This is a genomic window from Cedecea sp. Ae19-4, from assembly GCF_059801165.1.
The window spans coordinates 1298044-1322868 of record NZ_JBCHWG010000001.1; the positions used below are offsets into that span (position 1 = coordinate 1298044).

Below are 24825 nucleotides of genomic sequence, written 5' to 3' on the forward strand. Positions count from 1 at the left end.
CAGAGGTATTACATGGAAAATATTCATCAGAAAAGAATGTTTTGGCTAAAGATTCATCTTGATGCTTCGCTGCTGCTGTTGATTATGCTGCTGCTTGCCTACAGCGCGTTTGTGATGTGGAGCGCCAGCGGCCAGGAGCCTGGGATGATGGAGCGCAAAGCCGGGCAGATAGCGATGGGGCTCATCGTGATGATCGCCATGGCGCAAATCCCTCCTCGCTTTTATGAAAGATCCGCCCCCTGGCTCTTTGCCCTGTGCGTGATTTTACTGCTAATGGTGGATAGCATCGGGCAAATCAGTAAAGGGGCTCAGCGCTGGCTGGATCTCGGCGTTATCCGCTTCCAGCCTTCTGAAATCGCAAAGATTGCCGTCCCGCTGATGGTGGCGCGGTTTATCAATCACAATCCCTGTCCTCCATCGCTGAAACATACCGCCATCGCCCTGGCGCTGATTTTTGTTCCCACCTTGCTTATTGCGATGCAGCCCGACCTCGGGACCGCCGTTCTGGTGGCCACATCCGGTCTTTTCGTGTTGTTCCTGTCCGGCATTAGCTGGCGGATTATCGCCGCCGCTGCCGCGCTGATTGCGGTATTCATTCCGGTGCTGTGGTTCTTTCTTATGCATGACTATCAGCGTGAACGCATCATGATGCTGTTGGATCCGACCCGCGATCCGCGTGGGGCGGGCTATCACATTATTCAGTCAAAAATTGCTATTGGTTCTGGCGGTATGGTAGGGAAAGGCTGGCTGCACGGCACACAGTCGCAGCTGGAGTTTTTACCGGAGCGGCACACCGACTTTGTGTTTGCCGTTCTGGCGGAAGAACTGGGCTTTATCGGCATTTTAGTGCTGCTGGCGCTGTATCTGCTGGTGATTATGCGCGGGTTGATCATCGCCGCTCAGGCTCAGACGCTTTTTGGCCGCATGGTTGTCGGCAGCCTGATACTGATTTTGTTCGTTTATGTGTTTGTGAACATCGGTATGGTCAGCGGAATCTTGCCGGTAGTAGGTGTTCCGCTGCCGTTAATAAGCTACGGAGGCTCGGCGCTGATTGTGCTAATGGCCGGGTTTGGCATCATTATGTCAATACATACGCACCGCAAGATGATGTCAAAAAATGTTTAGCTGCCGGGCAACCGTTATTGCTACGGTGCCCGACGGTATCGGGTTGAGCGCTTATTGTGCCAGCGCTTCCAGTCTGTCGCGGAAGCCGGTGACTGAGATGGCGCGGTTGTCAGCTCTGTATCTGTCTTTGGCTGCCGGGGCGGAACTTTGCACCGCAATCAGTTGCCAGCCCTGATCGGTTTTCAGCAACAGCGGTGAACCGCTATCGCCGGGGAGCGTATCGCACTGGTGCGACAGCACGGACGCTTGCGCCCAGCCCGTCACCAGACAGTTGCTGTGGGTATACAGGTCGTCGAGATGATCCAGCGGATAGCCGGACTGCGTCACTTTGCGATCCTGCGCCTTTAATGCTTCGGTTAGCGCGTCTTTGTCGCCGGTAAACAGCGGCAGTGGCGTGATACCTGAAGGCGGATTACGGATAATAATCAGGCCAAAATCGTAAGGCGCTGCGTTAGACGGAACCAGCCACCCGTCACCGTCCGGCTTAAGGCGGCGACCGAGGGACTTGTCCACGCGGCCTTCGATATCATGGATCTCATAGCGCCATTGCCCTTTGTGGGAAATAAAGCGCAGGGCGATGGCTTTGTCTGCCTTACCACGCGGTGGCTGCAGCAGGCAGTGCCCGGCAGTTAAGGCCAGATGCGGTGAAATCAGGGTGGCGGTACATAAGTTGCCGCTGGCGGTTTCCAACTGGCCAATGGCATCCCAGGGGGCGTCCTCAGGGTTGGTCACGCGAATACGGTCATCTTTGCCGAAGAACAGTGTTTTAACGTTCGCCGGGCTGTCGTCTTCGTCCGCGTGAACGAGTTGAGGTAAAAGGATCAATGCTCCTAAAAACAACACAACACTTTTGCGCATAGCTCTCTCTGAAGGGGCTAATAATTATGGTTTTTATAGATGCAGTAACTATAGTCGGAACGGACCGAAAGTGGGAGTGAAAACAGCAGACTACGCTATCAGAGCCAGAAGCTCAGCGTAATAATACCGCAGATGATCAGCAGGGCGAGGATTAACTCGAAACTGTAGCGTCGCAACATTATCCGCACTCCAGAAATAAGTACGTGCTAAAGGCTGTGCCTTATTCCTAATAAAACACCCGGCAAGCCGGGTGTTTATGTAAACGCTTCAAGCTAACGGGTCGCCCCGTTTAACTTATGCTGCTGGCTGTGCAGCTGGTTTAGCAGCGGCTTTGTGATGTTTTTTCACGTGTTTTTTAGCAGCCTGAGCTTTCTGTGCAGCTGGTTTTACTGCTTTTTTGTGGTGTTTTTTAGCAGCCTGGGCTTTCTGAGCCGCTGGTTTGGTTGCTTTTTTGTGGTGCTTTTTAGCAGCCTGAGCTTTCTGCTCGGTGGCTGGTTTAGCGGCTTTTTTGTGTTTCTTTTTAGCAGCCTGAGCTTTCTGAGCGGCAGCTTTTTTGTGTTTCTTGTGATGCGTTACTTTTGCAGCTGGCGCTTTAGCAGCAGGAGCAGCAGCGGTGGTTGCTGGAGCAGCAGCTGGAGCGGTAGCGGTGGTGTCAGCAGCGAAAGCGGCAGAAGACAGACCCATAGCAGCGGCAACAACCAGAGCTAATACTTTTTTCATTTCGACATCCTCGAATTTGTTTGTGTGTCAACCCCACTGCGGGGCCGTTGAAATGAACTATAGGCTGGGGAATCAAAGTGTTCAGTGAGTGATTGGTATCGGCATGTAACGTAATGTACAACGCCGGGTACAGACGACCCGGCGTGAGGGGATTACAGGTAACGTGATTCTAAATGTTTGCGGAAATACAACGGGTTAAGATCTTCTCCGGTGGCGTTGGTTATCAGCTGTGAGGTGGTGAAACGGCTGCCGTGCTGCCAGATATTTTGCTTCAACCAGTCAAATAAGGGGGTGAAATTCCCGCTGGCGATTGCCTGCTCCAGGTCCGGCAGCGCGCGTGATGCCGCGCTAAAGAGTTGCGCCGCGTACATCGCGCCCAGGGTGTAGGACGGGAAGTAGCCGAAAGCGCCGTCAGTCCAGTGAATATCCTGCATACAGCCGTGGCGGTAATTGCCTTCGGTGGACAGGCCCAGCCAGGACTGCATCTTCTCATTCCACAGCGCCGGAATGTCATCCACCTCGATATCACCGTCGATCAGCGCCCGTTCAATTTCATACCGCAGCACGACGTGCGCCGGGTAGCTCACTTCATCGGCATCGACGCGAATATAGCCGCGTTCTACCTGCTGGTTGACGTTGATAAAATTGTTCAGCTCGAACGCCGGCTGCGGACCAAAACGCTCAATCACTTTGGGTAACAGCAGTTTCAGAAACGGCGCGCTGCGCCCAAGCTGCATTTCAAAGAACAGGCTTTGGGATTCATGAATGGCGGTAGAACGCGCCAGCGCAACGGGCTGGCCGAGCCATTCCCGGGGCAGGTTTTGCTCATAGCGGGCGTGGCCGGTTTCATGAATCACGCCAAACAGCGAGCTGAACATCTCTTCTTCGTTATAGCGAGTCGTGATTCGCACATCTTCAGGCACGCCGCCGCAGAAGGGATGCGCGCTGACGTCAAGGCGGCCGCCGTTAAAGTCAAAGCCGAGCAGCGCCATAGTATCCAGCCCGAGCTGACGCTGGGTTTCGGTGGCGAAAGGGCCCTGTGGCGTCAGCATTTTTTCTTTGGATTGCTTATCAACCACCTTCTGGAGCAGATCCGGCAGCCAGCCGCGCAGATCGCCAAACAATACGTCGAGCTTGGCGCTGGTCATGCCGGGTTCATAGATGTCCAGCAGCGCATCATAGCGGGAAATGCCTTTTGCCTCTGCGCGCAGACGTGCCTCTTCGCGGCTGACGCGAACGACTTCCTTCAGGTTCGCGGAGAAACCCTGCCAGTCGTTCGCCGGGCGCTGGGTACGCCAGCCGTGCTCACAGCGCGTACCTACCAGCGATTTCTCTTCTACTAACGCATCCGGAAGCAGCACTGCTTCCTGGTAGTGGCGAGTCATTTCACGCAGGTTGGCACGCTCCACATCGTTCAGATCTTCCTGAGCTGCGGCCTGGAGCAGGGTGGCAATTTTCTTGTCGGTCAGGATCTGGTGCTTAAGCACGCTGAGTTCAGCGAGAGCCTCGCCGCGCGCCTGGCTACCGTTAGCGGGCATCATGGTGGACATGTCCCAGCCGGCAATGGCTGACAGATGATCAAACCGGGACAGACGCTGGAAGGTACGGGTCAGGTGATTATAGTTTTGCTTTTCCATATGGCCTCGTGAACAGGTTGTTAACGCCAAAGAAAATAGCATTAAGCTTGCCTGAACACGAGAGCGGCAGCAGGTTAGTGCGCCTTATGGTGCAAACGAGTGGCAACCAGCAGGGCGACCAGCAGCAGCGAGCCGATAAACGCCGCCACGCCGTTCCAGCCAAACTGGTGCCAGAACACGCCGCCAAGGGTACCTGCCAGGCTGGAGCCCAGGTAATAGCTGAACAAATACAGAGACGAAGCCTGGCCTTTGGCCCGACGTGCGCGTGGCCCAATCCAGCTGCTGGCAACCGAATGGGCGGCAAAGAAACCGGCGGAGAACAGCAGCATCCCGGCAAAAATAACGATAAGCGAGGAGAAAACGGTCAGCGTCAAACCAAGGAACATAATGGCCGTGAAGCCAATCAGCACGGGGCCGCGGCCATATTTCGCGGTCATGGCGCCTGCTTTAGGTGAGCTCCATGTCCCGGTCAGATAGGCGACGGACAGCAGGCCCACCACCGCCTGGCTCAGAAACCATGGGGCTTCCATCATGCGGTAGCCAATGTAGTTAAAGAGGGTGACAAACGCCCCCATCAGCAGGAAGCCTTCCGCAAACAGCAGCGGTAACCCCTGGTCCCGCCAGTGCAGGCGGAAGTTAATAAACAGCGTTTTAGGGCGAAGGCTGGAGGCGCGAAAATGCTGCGACTGCGGCAGAATCTTCCAGAACATCAGCGCTGAGGCAAGGGCAAAACAGCCGATAGCCGCGACGGCCACGCGCCAGGTAAAGAAGTCGGTGAGTACCCCGGTGATCAGGCGGCCGCTCATTCCGCCGATTGAGTTCCCGCTGATGTACAGGCCCATCGAAAACGCCACCACGCTCGGGTGCATCTCCTCGCTGAGGTAGGTCATGCCCACGGCAGCAACGCCGCTAAGGGAAAGGCCGATGAGCGCGCGCATGATCAAAATGCCGTGCCAGCTGGTCATCAGCGTTGACAACAAAGTACAGCAGGAAGCCAGCAGCAGAGCCGTAACCATGACCTGTTTACGGCCAATGGCGTCCGACAGCGGGCCGGTAAACAGCAGCCCGATAGCCAGCATGGCGGTAGAAACCGATAGCGAAATACTGCTGCTTGCCGGGCTGACGCCAAATTCATGAGAGAGCACCGGTAAAATAGGCTGGACGCAATAGAGCAGGGCAAAGGTAGCCAGCCCGGCGGAAAACAGCGCCAGCGTGACGCGCATAAACTGAGGGGTACCGCGTTTGATATAGCTGACAGAAGGGGCAGACCGGCTTTCGTCAACATCCTCTGTCGGGGCTGTGCTGACGGTAGTTGTACGACTCAAGGGAGATCCTTACGCAGGTGTTAACTTATTTTTTACAGAGTAGAAAAGTGTAAATGTTATGTCTAATATATTAATAATCTCAAATGATACTTTAAACATATGAATATCGAGCTGCGCCACCTGCGCTATTTCATCGCCGTTGCCGAAGAGCTGCATTTTGGCCGGGCGGCGGCACGGCTGCGGATCTCCCAGCCGCCTCTTAGCCAGCAAATTCAGATCCTTGAAGAGCAAATCGGCGCTCGCCTGCTGGCGCGCACCAACCGCAGCGTTAACCTCACCGCAGCCGGCCAGCAGTTTCTCTCTGATGCCAGGCAAATTCTCGGCCAGGTGGATGCCGCAGCCGCGCGTGCTGCCCGGCTGCATCAGGGCGAAACCGGCGAGCTGCGCATTGGCTTTACCTCATCAGCACCGTTTATTAAGGCCGTTTCTGACAGCCTGTCTCGCTTTCGCAAGCGCTACCCTGACGTGCATCTTCAGATGCGGGAAGTGAACACCCGGGAACAAATTGCTCCCCTGAATGAGGGCGAGCTTGAGCTGGGATTGATGCGCAATACGCGTCTGCCGGATACCCTGAACTGGACGCTCATCCTGCGTGAACCGCTGCTGGCGATGGTGCATCGCGATCATCCGCTGGCAGGCAGCCGTTCGATATCGCTGACACAGCTTGCTCAGGAGCCGTTTGTTTTCTTTGACCCACACGTAGGCACCGGGCTTTACGACGACATTGTTGGGCTGCTCCGCCGCTATAACATCGTGCCGTACATCACCCAGGAAGTTGGCGAGGCGATGACGATCATTGGGTTGGTGTCTGCCGGGCTGGGGGTTTCCATCCTGCCAGCTTCGTTCCAGCGCATTCGCCTGAGTGATGTGGTTTGGCTCCCCATTGACGAGCCAGAGGCACAGTCTGAGCTGTGGCTGGTCTGGCCAAAGCATCGGGAATTATCGGAAGCAGCGAAGCGAATCTCGGCGCTGCTGACTGAGGCCTCATGGGCGTTAAAATAGGCCAAATGTGGCGGGAATATGTGCGGTAAATCACAACCCTACGTAAATATTTGACGACCCCACTTGAAGTGTTTCACCATAGCCTAAAAGTTTATTTCGAAGCGCGAAAATAAAGGGAGTACCACGTGGTTGCTGATAGTCAACCGGGCCATATCGATCAGATTAAACAGACCAATGCCGGCGTTGTTTATCGTTTGATTGATACCCACGGTCCGGTGTCGCGAATCGATCTTTCCCGCCTGGCGCAGCTGGCTCCGGCCAGTATCACTAAGATTGTGCGGGAAATGCTTGAGGCGCATCTGGTACAGGAAACGGAGATTCAGGACCCCGGCAGCCGTGGTCGCCCCGCGGTGGGCTTAATGCTTGAAACAGAAGCCTGGCATTACCTCTCAATTCGCCTGAGCCGCGGTGAAATTTCACTGGGACTGCGCGACCTTAGCAGCAAACTGGTGGTGGAAGACACGGTAGACTTGCCGACGGACGACCCGCAGCCTTTACTGGAACGCATCATCTTTCAGGTCGATCAGTTCTTTATTCGCCATCAGCAAAAGCTTGAACGCCTGACCGCCATCGCCATTACGCTACCGGGCATCATTGATACCGTTCATGGTGTTATTCATCGCATGCCGTTCTACGATGTCTGCGATATGCCGCTGGGCGAGGCGCTGGGCAATCACACCGGCGTCCCGGTCTTTATCCAGCACGATATCAGCGCCTGGACCATGGCAGAAGGGCTGTTTGGTGCTTCTCAGGGCGCAAGAGATGTGATTCAGGTGGTGATTGATCACAACGTTGGCGCAGGCGTTATCACCGATGGGCGTTTGCTTCACGCGGGCAGCAGCAGCCTGGTGGAAATTGGCCACACGCAGGTCGATCCTTACGGAAAACGCTGCTACTGCGGCAACCACGGCTGCCTTGAAACCATTGCCAGCGTCGAAAGCGTGCTGGAGCTGGCGCAGCAGCGTATGAGCCAGTCAATGGGCTCAATGTTACACGGCCAGCCGCTGAGCGTGGAATCCCTGTGCGACGCCGCGTTAAGCGGAGATCTGCTGGCAAAAGATATTATTATCGGCGTCGGGCAAAACGTGGGGCGTATTCTGGCCATCATGGTTAATCTGTTTAATCCTCAAAAAATTCTTATCGGTTCACCGCTTAACCGCGCCGCCGCCATCCTTCACCCTGCGATTACGGACTGTATTCGCCAGCAGGCATTACCCGCCTATAGCAGTCATACGGTGGTTGAAGGGACGCAGTTTGATAACCGAGGCACCATGGCCGGCGCGGCGCTGGTAAAAGATGCAATGTATAACGGCTCTTTATTAATTCGTCTGCTGCAGGGCTAATCTTCGGCCCTGATTCACCAAAAATTGCGCTATCTCAATCTGGCTACAGCGCCATTCTTTTAGACTTTCCCGCGTTAGTTTTTCTCTTTATTTATCTGGCTAGCATTACCTCGGGAGACAGCCATGCTTAAGCGTTTCTTTATAACGGGTACGGATACTGCCGTAGGGAAGACGGTGGTGTCACGAGCCTTACTGCAGGCGCTGTCGGCCAGCGGGAAAAGCGTCGTTGGCTACAAGCCGGTCGCGAAGGGCAGTAAAGAGACGCCAGACGGGCTGCGCAATAAAGATGCGCTGGTACTGCAAAGCGTCTCCACGATTAAACTGCCCTATGAAGCGATCAATCCTATCGCGCTCAGCGAAGAAGAGAGCAGCATCAGCCATCACGGGCCGATTAACTACTCGCTGCTGTCGAGCGGCCTGCAAAGGCTGGCCGACCAAATGGACCACGTCGTCGTCGAAGGCACGGGCGGCTGGCGCAGCCTGATGAACGATCTTCGCCCGCTGTCGGACTGGGTGGTACAAGAGCAGCTGCCGGTGCTGCTGGTGGTGGGGATTCAGGAAGGGTGCATCAACCATGCGCTGCTGACGGCGCAGGCGATTGCCAACGACGGGCTGCCGTTTATTGGTTGGGTCGCGAACCGTATCAACCCAGGCCTTGCGCACTACGCGGAAATTATCGAGGTGTTGAGCAAAAAACTGCCGGGGCCGCTGGTCGGTGAACTGCCGTACCTGCCCCGGGCCGAACAGCGTGAGCTGGGAGCCTATATCGACCTAACCCGGCTGCGTAGCGCTCTGACGGTAGACCGACTGCGGGCGTAGCCAGCGCGAAAGCGTTGAGGCTATCACGCAGGTCAGCAGCAGGCCGGGGAGCAGCGTAAACTCCCCGGTCATTTCACAAATCATCAGCGTCGCCATGATCGGCGCGTGCGTCGTGGCCGCCAGCAAAGACGCCATTCCCGTCAGCCCCAGCAGGATCATCAGCGGTTCACCGCCGCCCCACAGGCCACAAACCTGGCCAAACAGCATGCCCAGTGCCGCCCCCATAAACAGCGTGGGCGTAAATACGCCGCCCGGCGCGCCGGAGCCGCTGCTTGCCATCACCGCCAGCAGTTTGCACAGCAGCACGCCACCGACAAACAGCAGCGCAGGCGGGCTGGAAAGAAACGACTGCACCACGCTGTAGCCGTTGCCCCATGCCGTCGGGGTGACCAGCGAAAGCAGGCCGACAATCAGCCCGCCGAGCGCCAGCTGCAGCGGCGGCGACAGCTTAAGTGAACGAAACAGCGCGCTGCTTCGCGCCAGCAGCCAGAGAATTAGCGGCCCGAGCACGCCCGCGGTTAAGCCGAGCAGCGCCATTAGCCCATAATGCGAAGGCTGAGGGGGATCAAGAAGCGTGACGATATACAGCGGAGCCTGCCCGCCGTTCAGCAAATGCGTCATCAATAGGGCGCTGACGGCGGCAATCACCACCGGCCCCAGCGAGGCAAGCATCAGTGAGCCAAACAGAATTTCCGCAATAAACAGGCTGCCCGCCAGCGGTGCATGATAGGCGCTCGCCATCCCCGCAGCCGCGCCGCAGGCGACCCACAGCTTCCACTCTTTGTCCGGAGTAAAGCGCTGGGCAAACAGCGAAGCAAAAACCGTTGCCAGCAGAATCATCGCCCCTTCGCGTCCTATTGCGCTCCCGCTGGCGACGACTATCAGCGAAGCGGCGGACTTCACCAGGCTGGACGGCACGTCCAGACGACCATCGCCGGTTTCGATGGCTTCCATATAGTCGGTGGGGGCAGAAGGGCGTTGGCGAGTGGCTCGTTGCCAGCTCCACAGCAAAAGCCCGGCCAGCAGGCCACCTGCGGCAGGCGTCAGGACGCGTCGCCAGGGTTCGAGTGCCGCAGCGGCTGCAACCAGGCTGCCGCCGTGATCGCCGAGGAAGACGTTTTCAAGCAGGTACATGGCCTGCCGAAATAGCCAGACCACCAGCGCGGAAGCCAGGCCAATGAAGACCGCAATCACCAGTCGGGGAAGCATCACTCTGATGTCAGGCAAGGCTTGTATTCGGTGCATAGCGCATAAGATGGCGAAAGAATGGCGCTATTGTGGGGGAGAACGTCGCTAAGCTCAAAGGAAAATGCGCCGCCACAAAGCAGCGCATAGGATTGATTAACTTTGTTGGATATTCAGCGCCCGACGGGTGCGGCCCGAGCTGAGATAATCGGCAATATAATCCTGCGAAATTTCGCCACTGTAGCGGCCATCTTCATCGGTTATCGGCATCCAGACCATGTTGTGCTCATAGAGCTTAGAAAGCACGATGCGCAAGTTTTCCTCCGCGCGGCCGGTGACGCGGAACGGGTGAAGGAGGTCGGTGCAAGTGCCCGTCGCGCCTCGCGCTTCACGCCGCTTAACGAAGCCCAGCGGTTTACCTCCGGCGTCAACGACGGTGATGGAACGCATGTCGTTGTCATCCATGGTGGCGAAAGCTTCCGCCAGCGGCGTGGATTCACGAGCCGTAATGGTCGGCTGCTGGTCGGTTACGTCTCCGGCCTGCACCAACAGGAGGCGCTTCAGCGTGCGGTCCTGGCCAACAAACGAGCCGACGAAGTCATTGGCCGGTTTCGCCAGCAGCTCGTCAGGGCTGGCGCACTGCACAATTTTACCCTGGCGGAAGACGGCAATCCGGTCGCCAAGCTTCAGCGCCTCGTCGATATCGTGGCTGACCAGCATTACCGTTTTCTTCAACTGGCGCTGCATCTCCAGAAACTCGTTCTGAATGGTTTCGCGGTTGATCGGGTCAACCGCGCCAAAAGGTTCATCCATCAGCAGCACCGGAGGATCCGCCGCCAGGGCTCGGATCACCCCGATACGCTGCTGCTGGCCGCCAGACATTTCGCGCGGATAGCGGTTGAGGAAGCGGTTAGGATCGAGGGCGACCATGCTCATCAACTCCTGGGCACGTGCTTTACAGCGCGCTTTGTCCCAGCCCAGCATACGTGGCACAACAGTGATATTCTCTTCAATTGTCATGTTCGGGAACAGGCCGATTTGCTGGATAACGTAGCCGATATTGCGGCGCAGTGTGACGGAATCCAGATCGTTGGTGTCCTGGCCGTTGATTAAAATCTTGCCGCCGGTGGGTTTTATCAGGCGGTTGATCATTTTCAGGGTGGTGGTTTTACCGCAGCCGGAAGGGCCGAGCAGCACGCACATTTCACCTTCTGGCACGTTCAGGCTGACGTTATCGACAGCGTTAAAAGTCTGCCCGTTTTTCTGTACAAATTGTCGCGTGAGGTTTTCAAGTTTTATCATTATCGGATCCTCTTTGGCGCTGGTCTCAGCGCCTTAATTCATAAGCTTGCGGCGGGAGTCTTCACACTTTTGTTTCAGACGCTGTACCGCGTCCGGCAGCATAGGTGCGGTCATCATATGGCGATAGTTCATGCACTCTGGGGTGTCCTGAGGCGGTTCTGGCGCTGGCCGGGAAGAGCAGGCGGTCAGCAGCGCCAGCGTTGAAAGTATGCAGAGTGGGATAAAACGCATAGCGGCCTCTTTTACCATTTAGTGAAATGCAGCTGCAGACGATGCAGCAGCCAGTCGAGCACGATGGCTAACAGGCAGATCATCACCGCCCCGGCAATGAGCATGCGGATATCACTCCCGCCAATACCGTTAAGCAGCAGCAAGCCCAGACCGCCCGCGCCAATGACGGCGGCAATGGCCATGACGCCAATGTTCATCACCACCGCGGTTCGAATTCCGCCAAAAATCACCGGCAGCGCCATAGGAATTTCCACCCAGCGCAGGCGCTGCCAAAACGTCATCCCGATGCCTCGCCCGGCCTCACGTAACCCCGGCGGCAGGCTGTCCAGCGCGGTGTGGGTATTGCGGACAATCGGCAACAGCGAATACAGGAACACCGCCGTCACCGCAGGGACTACGCCAATACCCTGACCGATCAGCGAAAACAGGGGAATCATCAGGCCAAACAGCGCCACGGACGGAATGGTGAGCAAAATAGTGGCAAAACCGAGTATTGGCGTTGCAAGCCATTTATGGCGCACGATAAGAATGCCCAGCGGCACGCCAATCAGGATTGCCAGGCCGACGGCGATCAGCACCAGCCACAGGTGATGCAGGGTGAGAGAGCCAATATACCCTGCGTTATCAATCATATAATGTAACGTTTCCACGATACCTCCTCAGAGCAAGCCTTTCTGCTGCAGGAATTCACGGGCCACCTGCTGCGGGGTTTCATGGTCGATATCAACTTTAGCGTTCAGGGTTGTTATCACCTCATTGTTCAGCTCGGACGATAGGGTGTTCAGCGCCGCCTCAAGGCCAGGATGCGAGTCCAGCACGTCTTTACGCACCACGGGCGTGACAGCGTAACTTGGGAAGAAGCCCTTATCGTCCACCAGCGCTTTCAGGTCAAAGCCCTTCATACGCCCGTCGGTGGTGTAGATCAGACCGGCATCAACAAACCCGTCGCGGATGGCGTTATAGACAAGGCCGGGGTCCATCTGGCGAATTTGCGGGCGGTCCAGCGGCATGTTGTACACCTGCTGCAGCGGCTTCAGGCCGTCGCTGCGCCCGGCAAACTCCAGATCCAGGCCCAGCATCCAGTTATGTTTTGGGTCGGTCTGGCGCACATGTTCGATGCGCTCCACCAGCTGCGACATTGTGGTAATGCCTTCTTTTTCTGCCCGTTCGCGCTTCATGGCAAAGGCGTAAGTGTTGTTCATCTCCGCGGGTTTAAGCCAGACGAGGCCCAGCTTTGCGTCCAGTTTTTTGACCGTGTTGTACGACTCTTCCGGCGTCATTCGCTGATTAATGTGGTTAAAGATAATCAGCGAGGTGCCGGTGTACTCCCAGGTCATATCAATCTGCTTGTTGATCATCGCATTGCGGGAAATTACGGTGGCAATGTTGGTCTGCGGCGTCACCTGAAAGCCCTTTTTAGCCAGATACTGCGTGGTCATGGCCGACAGAATATGCTGCTCGGTAAAGCTTTTGGTCGCCAGAATCAGTGGTGCGGCCTGGGCCTGGGTGGCGATAAGGGAGGCTGCGGCAAACGCCGTAGTTAGCATCCGTGAAAGCAGTTTCATACACGCTCCTTATTGTTGTTATTGGGCGGTGTGGGGGCTGAGCACCCGCCCCAGGCTGGCAAGCGCTAAGTCGAGGATGAGCGCAAACAGGGCCGTCGCCACGGCGCCGAGTATCAGCGTTGGGAAATCGTTCAGGTAAATCCCCGGGAAAATAAGCTCTCCGTAGCTGCTCGCGCCGATAAGAAAGGCCAGCGGGGCGGTGCCGACGTTGATGGCGGTGGCAATCCGCACGCCGGACAGGATCACCGGCCAGGCGTTGGGGATCTCCACCTGACGCAGCCGCTGGAATTTGGTCATGCCAATCCCATTGGCGGCTTCTATCAGTGACGGAGGAACGCTGCAAAGCCCGGCATAGGTATTACGGACAATCGGAAGCAGTGAGGCAAGAAACAGGGCGACGATCGCCGGTTTGTCGCCAATGCCGATAATCACCATCGCCAGAGCTAACACCGCCAGCGGCGGCAGCGTGTTGCCGATATTAAAAATCTGCATGACGTACTCGGCCCAGCGGCGAGCCGCAGGGCGGCTGAGCAATATTCCGCTGGGGATACCGACCAGCAGGGCGAGTGCCATTGAGCTGAACACCAGAATCAGGTGCTGCTGCCCGAGATAGAGTAAATCGACCTGCCGGGCTTTCAGTGTGTCGAGGCCGATGCCCCAAACCACCAGAGCAAGCACTAAAATCAACGCCACTAGCCCAAGTAAGAACCGTGTTGCGAAGGATGCGTTTTGCATTGCAGTGTGTCTCCCTGTGTGCACGCGTTATCGCCGCCGGGGAGGCGGCCTGTTGTTATGCCATGTGTCGGCAGGGTGTCTGGAGCTATAGCAACGCAGCGGGAAGGATTCCAGTTTAAGGGACAATTAAGAGGCTAATGATTCAGTCGATAAACTGATGCTCAGGCCTTATGGCATCTGGCCTGTGGATGAAAAGTAAAGATTTGTCTTAAAAATGTTAACGTAAGGTGACGTTGTCACATTCACGGAGTGCAGAAATCCTCGTTTTTTCAGGAAACCGGATGCGTCCGGCTTCCTGAAAGCCCAGGATTCTTAGAAATGTAGTTCTTTGCTGGCGACGGGCATCAACATGCCGTTTTGCCAGCCTGAGAGGGTCAGTTTTGCCAGCTCGCCCAGGCCACGATAGAAATCATTCGCTGTGTTTTCGGTTAACAGGCTCAGATAACGTTCGGCCCAGGGCAGCAGATGCCAGGCCAGCAGCTCATCCAACGGCTGCCGCAGCCCCTGGTCGGCCAGCCAGGCCGCCAGCATCAGCATTAAGCCAAAATGATCTTCAGGCTCGTTTTGTTCCGTCTGTGGGGCAAAGTCTTGGGTCCGCATCCACTGGCGAAGCTCAAGCAGCGAGTCGCCAAACAGCACATTTTCTTTGTCGAGATAGACCGAGCCCCACGGCGGGGCCGGCAGCGCATAAGGGCCGATGAACAGGCGCTGGAACTCTTCGTTTATCGGCGTGGCCTGATCCGCCAGGCCTGCAGCCATGAGAGGCGCAACTGCCGCCAGCGTTGGGGTCTGGAACGGCCATTCGCTCACCCAGCCCGGTGCGGCAAGCATCGCCATCAGCGCGGCGCTGTCCGGGTGGTTGGGGGCATGATAAAACAGGGCTCCGAGCACCCGGCCGCTAAGGGCTATCGCCGACAGGCGTTGTTGTTCAGAGAGCATTTTCATTCCTTTTCGTCGGGCACCCGGCTCCGCTGCACGTCGCTGGAGCCGGGTGAATACAGGCAAAGCGATAAGCCTTTGCCATCACGCTTAAATCTTCTTAATTTCAACCAGATTGGTATGCTGCGGGTTGCCTTTTGCCAGCGGTGAAGGGCGGTGCGTGGTTAGCGTATTAATGCAGGCGCCGTGGTCAATGCGGTCGCCGTTCATGTCGGCGTCATGCCAGGCGCCCTGGCCCATAGCGGTAACGCCAGGCATGATGCGCGGGGTGACCTTCGCCTCAATATGCACTTCACCGCGCCCGTTAAACACGCTGACTTTGTCACCGTTGGCAATGCCGCGACGTTTTGCGTCGAGCGGATTAATCCAGACTTCCTGACGCGCGGCGGCCTGCAGGACGTCAATGTTGCCGTAGGTTGAGTGGGTCCTGGATTTGTAGTGGAAACCAAACAGCTGGAGGGGAAACTCGCTGCGCTGCGGAGAGTCCCAGCCCTCAAACGTCGAGGCATACACCGGCAGCGGACTGATGGTTTCATCTTTTTCCAGCTCCCAGCTGGCGGCAATTCCGGCGAGCTTGCTGGAGTAGATTTCAATTTTCCCGGACGGCGTTTTGAGTGGGTTGGCCTGAGGATCTTCGCGGAATTTTTTGTAAGCCACAAAATGGCCAGCCGGATCTTTGCGCTTGTAAATGCCCATCGCCCGCAGATCTTCATAAGCAGGCAGCGCCGGGTCTTTCGCCAGCATTTTCGCGTACAGATATTGCAGCCACTCGCGCTGGGTTCGTCCTTCCGTGAAGGCCTGATGCACCTCGTCGCCCAAGCGTTTAGCCACTTCGCTCATCATCCAGTAGATAGACTTGCGCTCAAACTTAGGCGCGGTGGCGGGCTGGATGAAAATCAGGTAGCCCATATTACCGGCGTAATCGTTAGGAATAATGTCCTCCTGCTCGACGGTCATCAGGTCCGGCAGCAGGATATCGGCGTATTTCGCCGACGAAGTCATAAAGTTCTCGATCACCACAATCATTTCGCACTGCTTATCGTCCTGCAAAATGGCGTGGGTTTTATTGATGTCGGAATGCTGGTTAATAATCGTGTTGCCAGCATAGTTCCAGATGAACTTGATCGGCACGTCCAACTTCTCTTTCCCGCGCACGCCGTCTCGTTTGGCCGTCATTTCGGGGCCGCGAGTGATGGCGTCCGTCCAGCTGAAGCAGGAGATCTGCGTTTTGACCGGGTTTTCCAGCACCGGCATACGTTCAATGGTGAGGGTATAGGTGGATTCACGCGCGCCGCTGTTGCCGCCGTTAATCCCCACGTTGCCGGTCAGGATCGGCAGCATGGCGATGGCGCGTGAGGTCAACTCGCCATTGGCCTGGCGCTGCGGCCCCCAGCCTTGGGCAATGTAAGCGGGTTTTGCACCCGCAATCTCTCGCGCCAGCTTGATGATTCTGTCCACCGGAATACCGGTTATCCGGGAGGCCCAGTGCGGCGTTTTCTCTGTCCCGTCATCGCCTTCACCTAAAATATAGGCTTTGTAGTGACCGTTGCGTGGGGCATCGGCGGGCAGGGTTGTCTCGTCATAGCCGACGCAGTATTTATCCAGGAAGGTCTGGTCGACCAGATTTTCGCTAATCATGACGTGGGCAAGCCCGGCCACGAGCGCGGCATCCGTTCCGGGGCGAATAGGGATCCATTCATCTTCCCGGCCTGCCGCAGTATCGGTGTAGCGCGGGTCGATAACGATCATGCGGGCGTTGGAACGTTCGCGAGCCTGTTCAAGGTAATAAGTGATACCGCCGCCGCTCATCCTCGTTTCTGCTGGATTATTGCCGAACAGGACGACCAGTTTACTGTTTTCGATATCCGAAGTGCTGTTGCCGTCATTGCTGCCGTAGGTGTACGGCATGGCGCAGGCAATTTGGGCGGTGCTGTAGGTGCCGTAGTGGCTCAGAAAACCGCCGTAGCAGTTCATCAGCCTGGCGACCAGCGAGGCGTAAGGGGAAGAGCGGGTGATATTCCCGCCAACCACGCCGGATGAGTAATTAATGTAGACCGCTTCGTTGCCATATTTTTCAACGGTCTGCTTCAGGCTGTGGCTGACAATCTCCAGCGCTTCGCCCCAGCTGATGCGTTCAAATTTACCTTCGCCCCGTTTGCCCACGCGCTTCATCGGATAATTCAGGCGTTCCGGGTGGTTGATCCTGCGGCGGATGGAGCGCCCGCGCAGGCAGGCGCGAACCTGGTGGTCGCCATAGGTGTCCAGCCCGGTATTGTCCGTTTCAACCCAGTAAACCTCTTCGTCGCGAACGTGCAGCCGCAGGGCGCAGCGGCTGCCGCAGTTAACCGAGCAGGCTCCCCAGACAACTTTGTCTTTATTTTCCGGCGACAGGGCGTCGGCAACCGCGGCCGCGGCGCTGCGCATACCAAAAGGCAGCGAAATGCCGCCTGCGGCGAGGGCCAGGCCGCCAATGGCTGATGATTTTACCAGGCTGCGGCGGCTAATCCCGCCTGGATGATTGAGGTTCGACATCGCTCTCTCCATGACTTTTTGTCGTGTGGAAGACGTTATTATTTGTATTTTTTGTGGTTCGGTGATTGCTGAGCCTGCCCGTCAGGGGGCGCTCGGGGGAAGAGTGTTACTTAATTAGGAGTAGACGTTATTAACGCCAGTCAAAGTTGCGGTGGATGAGGGGAAATAGATGAAGGAAAGCAGGGTGCCCGGCACCCTGCAGGGGATTATTGCGGTTCATTTTCCGGCGCAGCACCGCCCGCGATACGGGTATAAACGATTTTTTGCGTGTCGTTCGCACAGTGGCCGACGACCTGGCCGCCGGCTTTGTCTGCCTGATCGTTAGGTACGATAGTGAGCGAGAAACCTGACTCAGGCACGCCGTTATTGACAATTTTCTGCTGAATATCCGCTTTCACTTTTTCGCAACTGCCCTGTGCGGCCAACGCCGGTGCGGCAGCGATCAGCAGTATCGTGCTTAACCAAACGGTACGTTTCATCATCCCTTCCTTATGTTGAGTTGAACGTTAAGAATAGCGCTTTTAGTGTAAAGTGTTGTATTTGCTTATATCATGTTATGACATAAAAACAGGAGAGCGGCAAAACGTGAAGAAAATCATTACCCTCGGTGCGCTGGTTTTTAGCCTTGTAGGCTGCGATAACTCGACGTCGCCGCAGGCGTACACGCCGGAAATGGCCAGTTTTTCTAACGAATTTGATTTCGATCCAATGCGCGGCCCGGTAAAGGATTTTAGCCAGACGCTGATGAACGACAAAGGTCAGGTTTTGAAAAGGGTCAGCGGTACGCTTTCGGAAGAAGGCTGCTTCGACACGCTGGAATTTCACGATCTGGAGAACAACAGCGGGGCATCGCTGACGCTCGATGCAAACTACTATGTTGATGCGGTCAGCCTTGAAAAACGCGTTCGGCTGCAGGGGAAATGCCAGCTTGCTGAACTGCCTGCCGCGGGCATCAGCTACGACACCGACGACAACGACTTTGTGACCGCCGCCAAAGGCAAAGATGTGCTGGTGACCTATGAGTACGACAGCGAAGGCTATCCGCTGGGGAAAATCACCAAATCGAAAGACAGCGAGCTTGCCATCGTGGCGAAAGCGGGTGTCGATAAAAAGAAAAAGCTGGATTACAGCGCGACAACCAGCCTGAACGGCAAAATCATCGGGGTCGCAAAGCAAAGCTGTGACTATGACCGCCATTACAACTCGCTGTCCTGCGATCTGGAAATGACGGATGATTCCGTCACGCCGCCAAAGGTGGACCGTTACACCATTAAAAATACGGTGGAGTATTATTGATCGTATCAATGTTACAAATACCGGATGCCACAATGACATCCGGCAAATGAAGTTAACCAAACAAGCGGGATAACCAGCCGCGCTTCGGTTGTTCTGGCGGGGCGACAGGCATCTCTCCCAGCCCCTGTTCAATACTTTGCCCAATGGCTGCAAGCGCCGTGCGGGCATCGGTGCCATTCGCCGTGAACCGTATACGGTGGCCCGTTTTTACCCCCAACGAAACCATCTTCATCAGATTCTTGCCGTCAACGGGCCCCGCCGGACTATCCATATTCTCAACGGTGACACGGCTCTGAAACTGTTTAATCAGTTTCACCAGCACGGCGCTCGGTCTGGCATGTAGCCCGTGAGGATTACGGACAACAAACGTGGCCTGTTCTCCTTCCGTGTGGGATGTTTGTGGCTCACTTTCGGCGTTATTACCGGTCAGAATCGCTAAAACCTCAGCCGGCGTTGTGGCCTTCGCCAGCGCGTGCGGCACGCCTTCATCGCTCAACGCCCGGGTGAGCTGACGCAAAATATCGAGATGTTCGTTCGACCTTGCGGCAATCCCGGCCACCATATACGCCACATTATCTTCTCCCCAGTCCACGCCCTGCGGGAATACAATCACTTTTACGCCAGTGCTCAGCACCGCATGACGGGTATCCGGTGTGCCGTGGGGAATGGCAATGCCGTGGCCCAGGTAAGTGGAAATCTGCGCTTCTCTGGCCAACATGCCTTGAAGATATTCCGGCGTGGTATTGCCCGCTGATACCAGCCTGTCGCTGACTTGCTCGAGCGCAGTGACTTTATCGACCTGCTCATGGCTGATGAAAATATCCTGTTCACAAAGTTGCATTCTGACCTCCTGTCTGCAGCCCGGCTGTAGGCTGTTTGCGGTTATTCCAGAGTCGCCACGTACCTAGCATCACCGCACCGCAGGCGGAGCCGGCCAGGATGCAGAGCACCCAGATTAATGGTTTGCTGACCAGCGGCAGGATCAGGAACCCGCCGTGCGGTGCCGGGACTTCTATATGCATGCTGTAGCTGAGTACGGCCGAGATGGAAGAGGCGATCATCATCATCGGGATCACGCGCAGCGGATCTTTCGCTGCAAAGGGGATAGCACCTTCGGTGATATGCGTGCAGCCGAGAATATAGTTCACCATCCCGGCCGCGCGCTCCTCTTCGCTAAAACCTTTGGGGAAGAAAGTGGTTGCCAGAGCGATGACCAGCGGAGGCGTAATACAGGCGGCGGACACGCCGGCCATAAAGAAGAAGTTCCCCTGGCCGAGCAGTAAGGTTCCCGTGACGTACGCCGCTTTGTTGACCGGGCCGCCAAAATCGAAGGAACACATCGCCCCTACAACAATACCCAGCAAGATCGGGTTGGCTTGTTGTAGCGAACTCAGCCAGTCCATCATGCCGCTGTTGATGGCCGCGACGGGCTTGCCGAGCAGCACCATAAGTACGCCAATCACCAGCACGCCAATCAGCGGCATAATGAAGATCGATTTTAAGCCTTCATACTGACGCGGCAGCCCGTCGAGCAGGCGTCGGACAAGTAGCATGAAGTAACCGGCGGCGAACCCGGCAATGATCCCGCCGAGAAAGCCCGCCCCGGTGGCGTTAGCCAGCAGGCCGCCAACGAACCCGGCAACCATCCCGGCGCGGCCGGAAATCGACCAGGCAATATAGGCCGTAAAAACGGGCACCATAATGGAAAATGCCTGCTGGCCGACCTGCATTAAAGTTGCGGCAATCGCGTTGTACTGAGGTGAATTGGGGTCGGCGGAATAAATGCCCCACAGAAAAGAAATGGCAATTAAAATACCGCCTGCTACCACGAAAGGCAGCATGTTGGAGACGCCGCTCATCAGGTGTTTATAAATTTGCCTGCCGAAGGATTCTTGTTCATATTTTTCTGCTGTTACAGAAGCAGAAGATATCCCCTGGCGGCGGGAAAGTTGCCCGCTGATGACTTTATCAATAAGGTCTACCGGGTGGTGAATCGCTTCTTTAACCGGGACTTCAATCACTGGCAAACCATTAAAACGTTCGGCGTTGACATCTTTATCTGCGGCAATGATGATGCCGTAAATATTTTTTAAGTCTTCCGGCGTTATTTCATTTTCAACGCCGGATGCGCCATTAGTTTCTATTTTTATTTCGACATTTAATTTTTTTGCTGCGGTCTTCAAGGCTTCTTCAGCCATAAACGTGTGGGCAATACCCGTAGGGCAGCCGGTAACGGCAATGATTTTTTTCATAATCAGACCTTTATAATTGGACGATTTGAACCTGTTGTAATAATGCTTCCAGACGATTGAGTTTCCCGAGGCCGGCAGACGCGGCGACGTCCGCACCTGTGGCGCTGGCGAGGGCTAGTGCCTCGGGAATGTCTTCACCATTCAGCCAATGGCTGAGAAATGCCGCTAGCGCGGCGTCCCCAGCACAGGCTGAACTGACCAGCTCTATTTCGGGCGCGGAGGCGAACCACAGCTGACAACCGTCGGAAAAATAGAGCCCTTTTGCGCCGAGGGTTAATAACACATTACGTGCGCCCAACTGATGTAAGGTCTGCATCGCCTCGCGCACCTGTTGGATGCTTTCCACCTGAAGATTGAATATTTCTTTTAATTCATCGTCATTGGGTTTGATCAGCAGGGGATTAAGCTCAAGTAACTGCCGCAGCGCAGGGTGGCTGATGTCCAGAATGACTTTTCCCCCGTGCTGTTCGCAGAGTGACATAACCTCCACATAAAACTGGCTTTCAATACCCGGCGGCAAACTGCCGCTAATCACTAAATAATCGCCGGGGCGGATGCAGTCCAGATGCTGAATAATCTGTTGTTTACATTCATCATCAATATGCGCCCCGGCATTGACCAACTTATATTCATTGTTGCCGTCATTTATAAACACATTAATTCGCGTAGGGGCCTGCACCCAGGATGGGGTAACGTTAATTTTTTGTTTTTTAAGTTCCTCCACAATATAGCGCCCGGTAAATCCGCCGAATATGCCCATGACGTGGGTCGGCTGCTGAAAGTGCTTCAGGACCAAAGAAACGTTAACGCCTTTGCCGTTAGGGCCAATATTCCGTGCGCTGGGTGCGGTTCACGCTAGAAGGCTGCAGAGAGCCGCAAAAAATATTCATATCAATCGCGGTGTTTAAAGTCAGGGTATGGATCACGACATTGCTCCTTGCGTCCGTGGGTTAGCGCTGTCCTTCACAACCACAGACATGAATGACTTTACGGACGACTTCTTTCATCGCCTGTTTGGCAGGCTGCATGTAATGCCGGGGATCGTTAGCCCCAGGCTGCTCGATGAAGTACTGCTTTAGCGCGTCTGAAAACGCGATTTTCAGTTCGGTAGCGACGTTGACCTTACAGACACCGAGCGAAATAGCCCGACGAATATCGCCCTCTGGCAGACCAGAAGCACCGTGTAATACCAGGGGAACATCCACGCATTCACGGATCGCCGCCAGACGATCGAAATCGAGCTTTGGTTCGGCGGCATACAGTCCGTGAGCCGTCCCGATAGCTACTGCCAGGGAATCAATCCCGGTTCGGGAGACAAACTCACGAGCCTGCTCCGGGTTGGTATACAGCGCATCTTTAGCGTCAACGACCAGATTGTCCTCTACGCCGCCCAGCCGCCCAAGCTCCGCTTCTACGCTGGCATCGTAGCGGTGACTCAGCTCTACAACGTTTTTCACCAGCGCAACATTCTCTTCAAAAGCATGATGCGACCCGTCAATCATTACTGAGCGGATCCCGGCCTGCACTTTACGGGTGATGTCCACGAGGTCTTCGTGGTGATCAAGGTGCAGCGCGAGTGGCTGATCCCAAAGTCTGGCCAGATCGCTGGCGATGGCGACAACGTTGCCGGTCCCGGCGTAGCTATAAGTGCCCGGCGTCCCGGCAAGGATCAGCGGGGAACGCATTTCAGCAGCCGTTTCCACCACCACCTGCATCGTTTCCAGATTGTGAATGTTAAATGCCGGTACGGCGTACCCCAGACGCTGAGCTTTTAACAACATGTTTTTGCTGGAAATAATATACATATTTGCTCCTTTTTGTTTAAAAATGAAATCGTTATTTGAGTAATAACTTACGTTTTGAAAGTAATTTAGCGATCCTATGCCTGTGTCGCTGTGATCGAAGCCACACAACGGCGATTTTATTTACTAAATGAAAGTTATTCGGCATTGATAATATTCATTTTTAAACATATTGTTGAGAGGTGTTTTCTGTTAATGCATTGAAATAAAGGCTATTTGTTTGTTTTTATTTGTTGGGTGACAGACAGGAGTTTGACAAGAGAAAAGATAAATTTAAAAATGAAAGTTATTACTCGAATGACTTAAAAGGCACTCTACTGTGGCAAAACCGTCAACCAGCCTGCTGAAAAGACGCCTGGATATTGCAGAGATCGTCCGTAAAAACGGCGAAATTAAAGTAGATGATTTGGCGGAGATGCTTGCTGTGTCTGGCGTCACCATTCGAAACGATCTCAATTATCTGGAGCAACAAGGCTACCTGAAGCGCTCGTTTGGTGGCGCAATTTATACCGCCCGGCAGGGGGCACCGGTGGCTCAGCCCCGGGAACCTGCCGCCGTTATGGATAAAGAGCTGGAAGCCGAAATGGCGCGCCAGGCTGCGGCCTTAATCAGCGAGGATGAAACCGTATTTTTAGGCCCTGGCTCTATTTTACGTAAAGTGATTCCTTTCCTTACGGGCTATGACGATCTGCGACTGTTGATGAATGACCTGGCGCACGTCTGTTTTGCGCAAGAGTTTCTTCCCGGTGAAAAGATCCTGCTTGGCGGCGTATTGAGCGGGGATGGAAACAGGGTCGAGGGTGAGGTGGCATTAAATGCGCTTCGCCATTACCGCCCGAGCCGCACGTTGATTGCCGTCGACCATATTGCAGAAGATGGCACGCTGAGCGTCAGAGATGCACCAGGCGCACGTCTGTTGGGTGAGGCCGTTAGGCAGAGCAAACACCTGATTGCCATCGTCGCCAACCGGCCCGTTTACGGCGAAAAACGCTATGCCGTTGGCCAGCTCGCGCAGGCAAGCGGCCTCATTACGCCCCAGGTTGTGGCAGCGGAATACCATTCCCGCTTTCTCGCTGTGGGGCTGAGCAATAGCTACACCAACAATGAGTGCCTGACGTGGCTCAACCCAGCGCTGCAAAAAGCAAAATGAAGGAGCGGTGATGAACGTGACGATATGTACCATCGGCGAGCTGTTGGTGGAGTTTTTGGCCAAGAAAGAAAGTCAGGGCTTTTCGCAGCCGGGCGAATTCTGGGGGCCTTATCCCAGCGGTGCGCCAGCCATTTTTGCCGATCAGGTGGCTAAATTAGGATTCGGTTCGGTGCTGTTCAGCTGCGTCGGCAGCGATGCCTTCGGGGAGATGAATATTGCCCGGCTGGAAAAAGATGGGGTCGACGTGAACGGCATTACCGTCCTGCCAAAAGCCACCACCGGCAGCGCCTTTGTCAGTTACCGCACCCAGTCGCAGCGTGATTTTATTTTTAATCTGCCGAACAGCGCCTGCGGCTCGCTTACTGCCGACCATATCGACGACACCTTGCTTAACCAGTGCAATCATTTTCATATTATGGGCTCGTCGCTGTTTTCGTTTCGCATTATCGATGCCATGTGAAAGGCGATTGAAAACGTGAAGTCACGCGGCGGCACCGTCTCCTTCGATCCTAACATCCGGAAAGAGATGCTTAACATCCCGGAAATGTCACAGGCGTTTGAATATATCCTTGATTACACCGATATTTTCCTGCCAAGCGACGGGGAGTTAGATTACTTCGGGCGGCATCAGGGGGAGGATGAGCAACGGCTGGTGGACAATCTGCTCAAGCGCGGAGTGAAACACGTGGTAATCAAACGAGGGCCGCGAGGGGCGAGCTACTTCAGCGATCGGCAGACCTGGCATATACCCGGCTTTAACGTGTCGGTGGTTGACCCTACCGGGGCAGGTGACTGCTTTGGTGCCACGTTTGTCAGCCTGTTTTTGTCCGGCATTCAGCCACAGGAAGCGTTGACCTGGGCCAATGCCAGCGGCTCGCTGGCAATTTCGCAGCGTGGTCCGATGGAGGGCACCTCCACCCGCTCGCAAATTGAAGCCTTTCTTGCGGCACAATCGGCGAGATAAACATGCTGCCAGCCAGGCAGCTTTCCACTTCCTCATAAATTAA

Annotated in this window: 23 protein-coding genes and 2 pseudogenes; 7 read left to right on the forward strand and 18 right to left on the reverse strand. The window is 55.4% G+C overall.

The features are described from left to right. Nucleotides 1-12 precede the first annotated feature (12 nt). Nucleotides 13-1125 carry a peptidoglycan glycosyltransferase MrdB gene (gene mrdB / locus AAIE02_RS06200; protein WP_336980979.1) on the forward strand — a complete coding sequence of 371 codons (1113 nt, stop codon included), beginning with the start codon at nt 13-15 and terminating at the stop codon, nt 1123-1125. A 51-nt stretch (nt 1126-1176) separates the two neighbouring features. Here the strand turns inward: mrdB and AAIE02_RS06205 are convergent, their stop codons facing one another. The 5 genes from AAIE02_RS06205 to ynfM form a co-directional block, all read right to left on the reverse strand. Beyond that, nucleotides 1177-1983 carry a trypsin-like serine peptidase gene (locus tag AAIE02_RS06205; RefSeq protein ID WP_008459256.1) on the reverse strand — a complete coding sequence of 269 codons (807 nt, stop codon included), beginning with the start codon at nt 1981-1983 and terminating at the stop codon, nt 1177-1179. Nucleotides 1984-2081: 98 nt separating this feature from the next. Further along, nucleotides 2082-2162: a small membrane protein YdgU gene (gene ydgU, locus AAIE02_RS06210; RefSeq protein ID WP_483862443.1), complete on the reverse strand. Its 81-nt coding sequence runs from the start codon at nt 2160-2162 to the stop codon at nt 2082-2084. Nucleotides 2163-2277: 115 nt separating this feature from the next. Next, entirely contained in the window at nt 2278-2703 is a 426-nt protein-coding gene (gene asr / locus AAIE02_RS06215; RefSeq protein ID WP_008459254.1) for an acid resistance repetitive basic protein Asr, read from the reverse strand. 152 nt (nt 2704-2855) lie between these two features. Next, nucleotides 2856-4340, reverse strand: a complete 1485-nt coding sequence (locus AAIE02_RS06220) for a carboxypeptidase M32 (RefSeq protein WP_498532173.1) — start codon at nt 4338-4340, stop codon at nt 2856-2858. Between the two features lie 74 nt (nt 4341-4414). Continuing rightward, nucleotides 4415-5665: a multidrug efflux MFS transporter YnfM/SxtP(Kp) gene (ynfM, locus tag AAIE02_RS06225; protein WP_008459250.1), complete on the reverse strand. Its 1251-nt coding sequence runs from the start codon at nt 5663-5665 to the stop codon at nt 4415-4417. 99 nt (nt 5666-5764) lie between these two features. Here ynfM and ynfL point away from each other — a divergent pair, with 99 nt between their 5' ends. The 3 genes from ynfL (at nt 5765) to bioD (ending at nt 8829) form a co-directional block, all read left to right on the forward strand. Continuing rightward, nucleotides 5765-6667: a multidrug efflux transcriptional activator YnfL/SxtR(Kp) gene (gene ynfL / locus AAIE02_RS06230; protein ID WP_336980983.1), complete on the forward strand. Its 903-nt coding sequence runs from the start codon at nt 5765-5767 to the stop codon at nt 6665-6667. Nucleotides 6668-6792: 125 nt separating this feature from the next. Beyond that, the gene (mlc, locus tag AAIE02_RS06235) at nt 6793-8010 is read left to right on the forward strand and encodes a sugar metabolism global transcriptional regulator Mlc (protein ID WP_008459245.1); all 1218 of its coding nucleotides are present in this window, start codon (nt 6793-6795) and stop codon (nt 8008-8010) included. Between the two features lie 123 nt (nt 8011-8133). Then, entirely contained in the window at nt 8134-8829 is a 696-nt protein-coding gene (bioD, locus tag AAIE02_RS06240; protein ID WP_008459243.1) for a dethiobiotin synthase, read from the forward strand. On the opposite strand, the gene clcB is transcribed toward bioD, so the two are convergent. From clcB to AAIE02_RS06285, 9 genes are all read right to left on the reverse strand, one after another. Next, on the reverse strand, nt 8782-10074 hold the full coding sequence (gene clcB, locus AAIE02_RS06245) for a voltage-gated ClC-type chloride channel ClcB (protein WP_498532174.1): 1293 nt from the start codon (nt 10072-10074) through the stop codon (nt 8782-8784). The genes bioD and clcB overlap by 48 nt on opposite strands. A gap of 96 nt (nt 10075-10170) precedes the next feature. Then, complete coding sequence (gene osmV, locus AAIE02_RS06250; protein ID WP_166992781.1) at nt 10171-11316, reverse strand: osmoprotectant ABC transporter ATP-binding protein OsmV; 1146 nt, start codon at nt 11314-11316, stop codon at nt 10171-10173. 33 nt (nt 11317-11349) lie between these two features. Next, on the reverse strand, nt 11350-11547 hold the full coding sequence (locus AAIE02_RS06255; RefSeq protein WP_008459237.1) for a hypothetical protein: 198 nt from the start codon (nt 11545-11547) through the stop codon (nt 11350-11352). A gap of 11 nt (nt 11548-11558) precedes the next feature. After that, a complete protein-coding gene (osmW, locus tag AAIE02_RS06260; protein WP_008459235.1) occupies nt 11559-12197 on the reverse strand; it encodes an osmoprotectant ABC transporter permease OsmW in 639 nt (212 codons plus the stop codon). Nucleotides 12198-12206: 9 nt separating this feature from the next. Next, a complete protein-coding gene (locus AAIE02_RS06265; RefSeq protein ID WP_008459234.1) occupies nt 12207-13112 on the reverse strand; it encodes a glycine betaine ABC transporter substrate-binding protein in 906 nt (301 codons plus the stop codon). A gap of 18 nt (nt 13113-13130) precedes the next feature. Further along, on the reverse strand, nt 13131-13847 hold the full coding sequence (gene osmY, locus AAIE02_RS06270) for an osmoprotectant ABC transporter permease OsmY (protein WP_008459233.1): 717 nt from the start codon (nt 13845-13847) through the stop codon (nt 13131-13133). Nucleotides 13848-14159: 312 nt separating this feature from the next. After that, nucleotides 14160-14786 carry a Tat proofreading chaperone DmsD gene (gene dmsD, locus AAIE02_RS06275; RefSeq protein WP_498532175.1) on the reverse strand — a complete coding sequence of 209 codons (627 nt, stop codon included), beginning with the start codon at nt 14784-14786 and terminating at the stop codon, nt 14160-14162. Between the two features lie 90 nt (nt 14787-14876). Further along, complete coding sequence (gene ynfE, locus AAIE02_RS06280) at nt 14877-17318, reverse strand: selenate/tellurate reductase subunit YnfE (RefSeq protein WP_336980988.1); 2442 nt, start codon at nt 17316-17318, stop codon at nt 14877-14879. A gap of 206 nt (nt 17319-17524) precedes the next feature. Next, nucleotides 17525-17797, reverse strand: coding sequence for a DUF1161 domain-containing protein (locus AAIE02_RS06285; protein WP_008459230.1), 273 nt, complete (start codon nt 17795-17797; stop codon nt 17525-17527). A 106-nt stretch (nt 17798-17903) separates the two neighbouring features. On the opposite strand from AAIE02_RS06285, the gene AAIE02_RS06290 reads away from it, so the two are divergent. Further along, nucleotides 17904-18614: a YnfC family lipoprotein gene (locus AAIE02_RS06290; protein WP_336980990.1), complete on the forward strand. Its 711-nt coding sequence runs from the start codon at nt 17904-17906 to the stop codon at nt 18612-18614. A gap of 52 nt (nt 18615-18666) precedes the next feature. Here the strand turns inward: AAIE02_RS06290 and AAIE02_RS06295 are convergent, their stop codons facing one another. The 4 genes and pseudogenes from AAIE02_RS06295 to AAIE02_RS06310 all read right to left on the reverse strand — a co-directional run bounded on the left by AAIE02_RS06295 (nt 18667) and on the right by AAIE02_RS06310 (nt 22671). After that, nucleotides 18667-19455 (reverse strand): HPr family phosphocarrier protein, encoded by a 789-nt coding sequence (locus AAIE02_RS06295; protein WP_336980992.1) that lies wholly within the window; start codon nt 19453-19455, stop codon nt 18667-18669. Next, a complete protein-coding gene (locus AAIE02_RS06300; RefSeq protein ID WP_498532176.1) occupies nt 19442-20866 on the reverse strand; it encodes a PTS fructose transporter subunit IIC in 1425 nt (474 codons plus the stop codon). Before AAIE02_RS06300 ends, AAIE02_RS06295 begins: the two co-directional genes overlap by 14 nt. 10 nt (nt 20867-20876) lie before the next feature. Continuing rightward, nucleotides 20877-21792: pseudogene (gene pfkB, locus AAIE02_RS06305) on the reverse strand (1-phosphofructokinase). A gap of 24 nt (nt 21793-21816) precedes the next feature. Then, complete coding sequence (locus AAIE02_RS06310; protein WP_498532177.1) at nt 21817-22671, reverse strand: tagatose bisphosphate family class II aldolase; 855 nt, start codon at nt 22669-22671, stop codon at nt 21817-21819. Between the two features lie 352 nt (nt 22672-23023). On the opposite strand from AAIE02_RS06310, the gene AAIE02_RS06315 reads away from it, so the two are divergent. Both AAIE02_RS06315 and AAIE02_RS06320 read left to right on the forward strand, forming a co-directional pair. Next, complete coding sequence (locus AAIE02_RS06315; protein ID WP_498532669.1) at nt 23024-23818, forward strand: DeoR/GlpR family DNA-binding transcription regulator; 795 nt, start codon at nt 23024-23026, stop codon at nt 23816-23818. Nucleotides 23819-23828: 10 nt separating this feature from the next. Next, nucleotides 23829-24782: pseudogene (locus AAIE02_RS06320) on the forward strand (sugar kinase). The last annotated feature ends 43 nt before the right edge of the window (nt 24783-24825 follow it).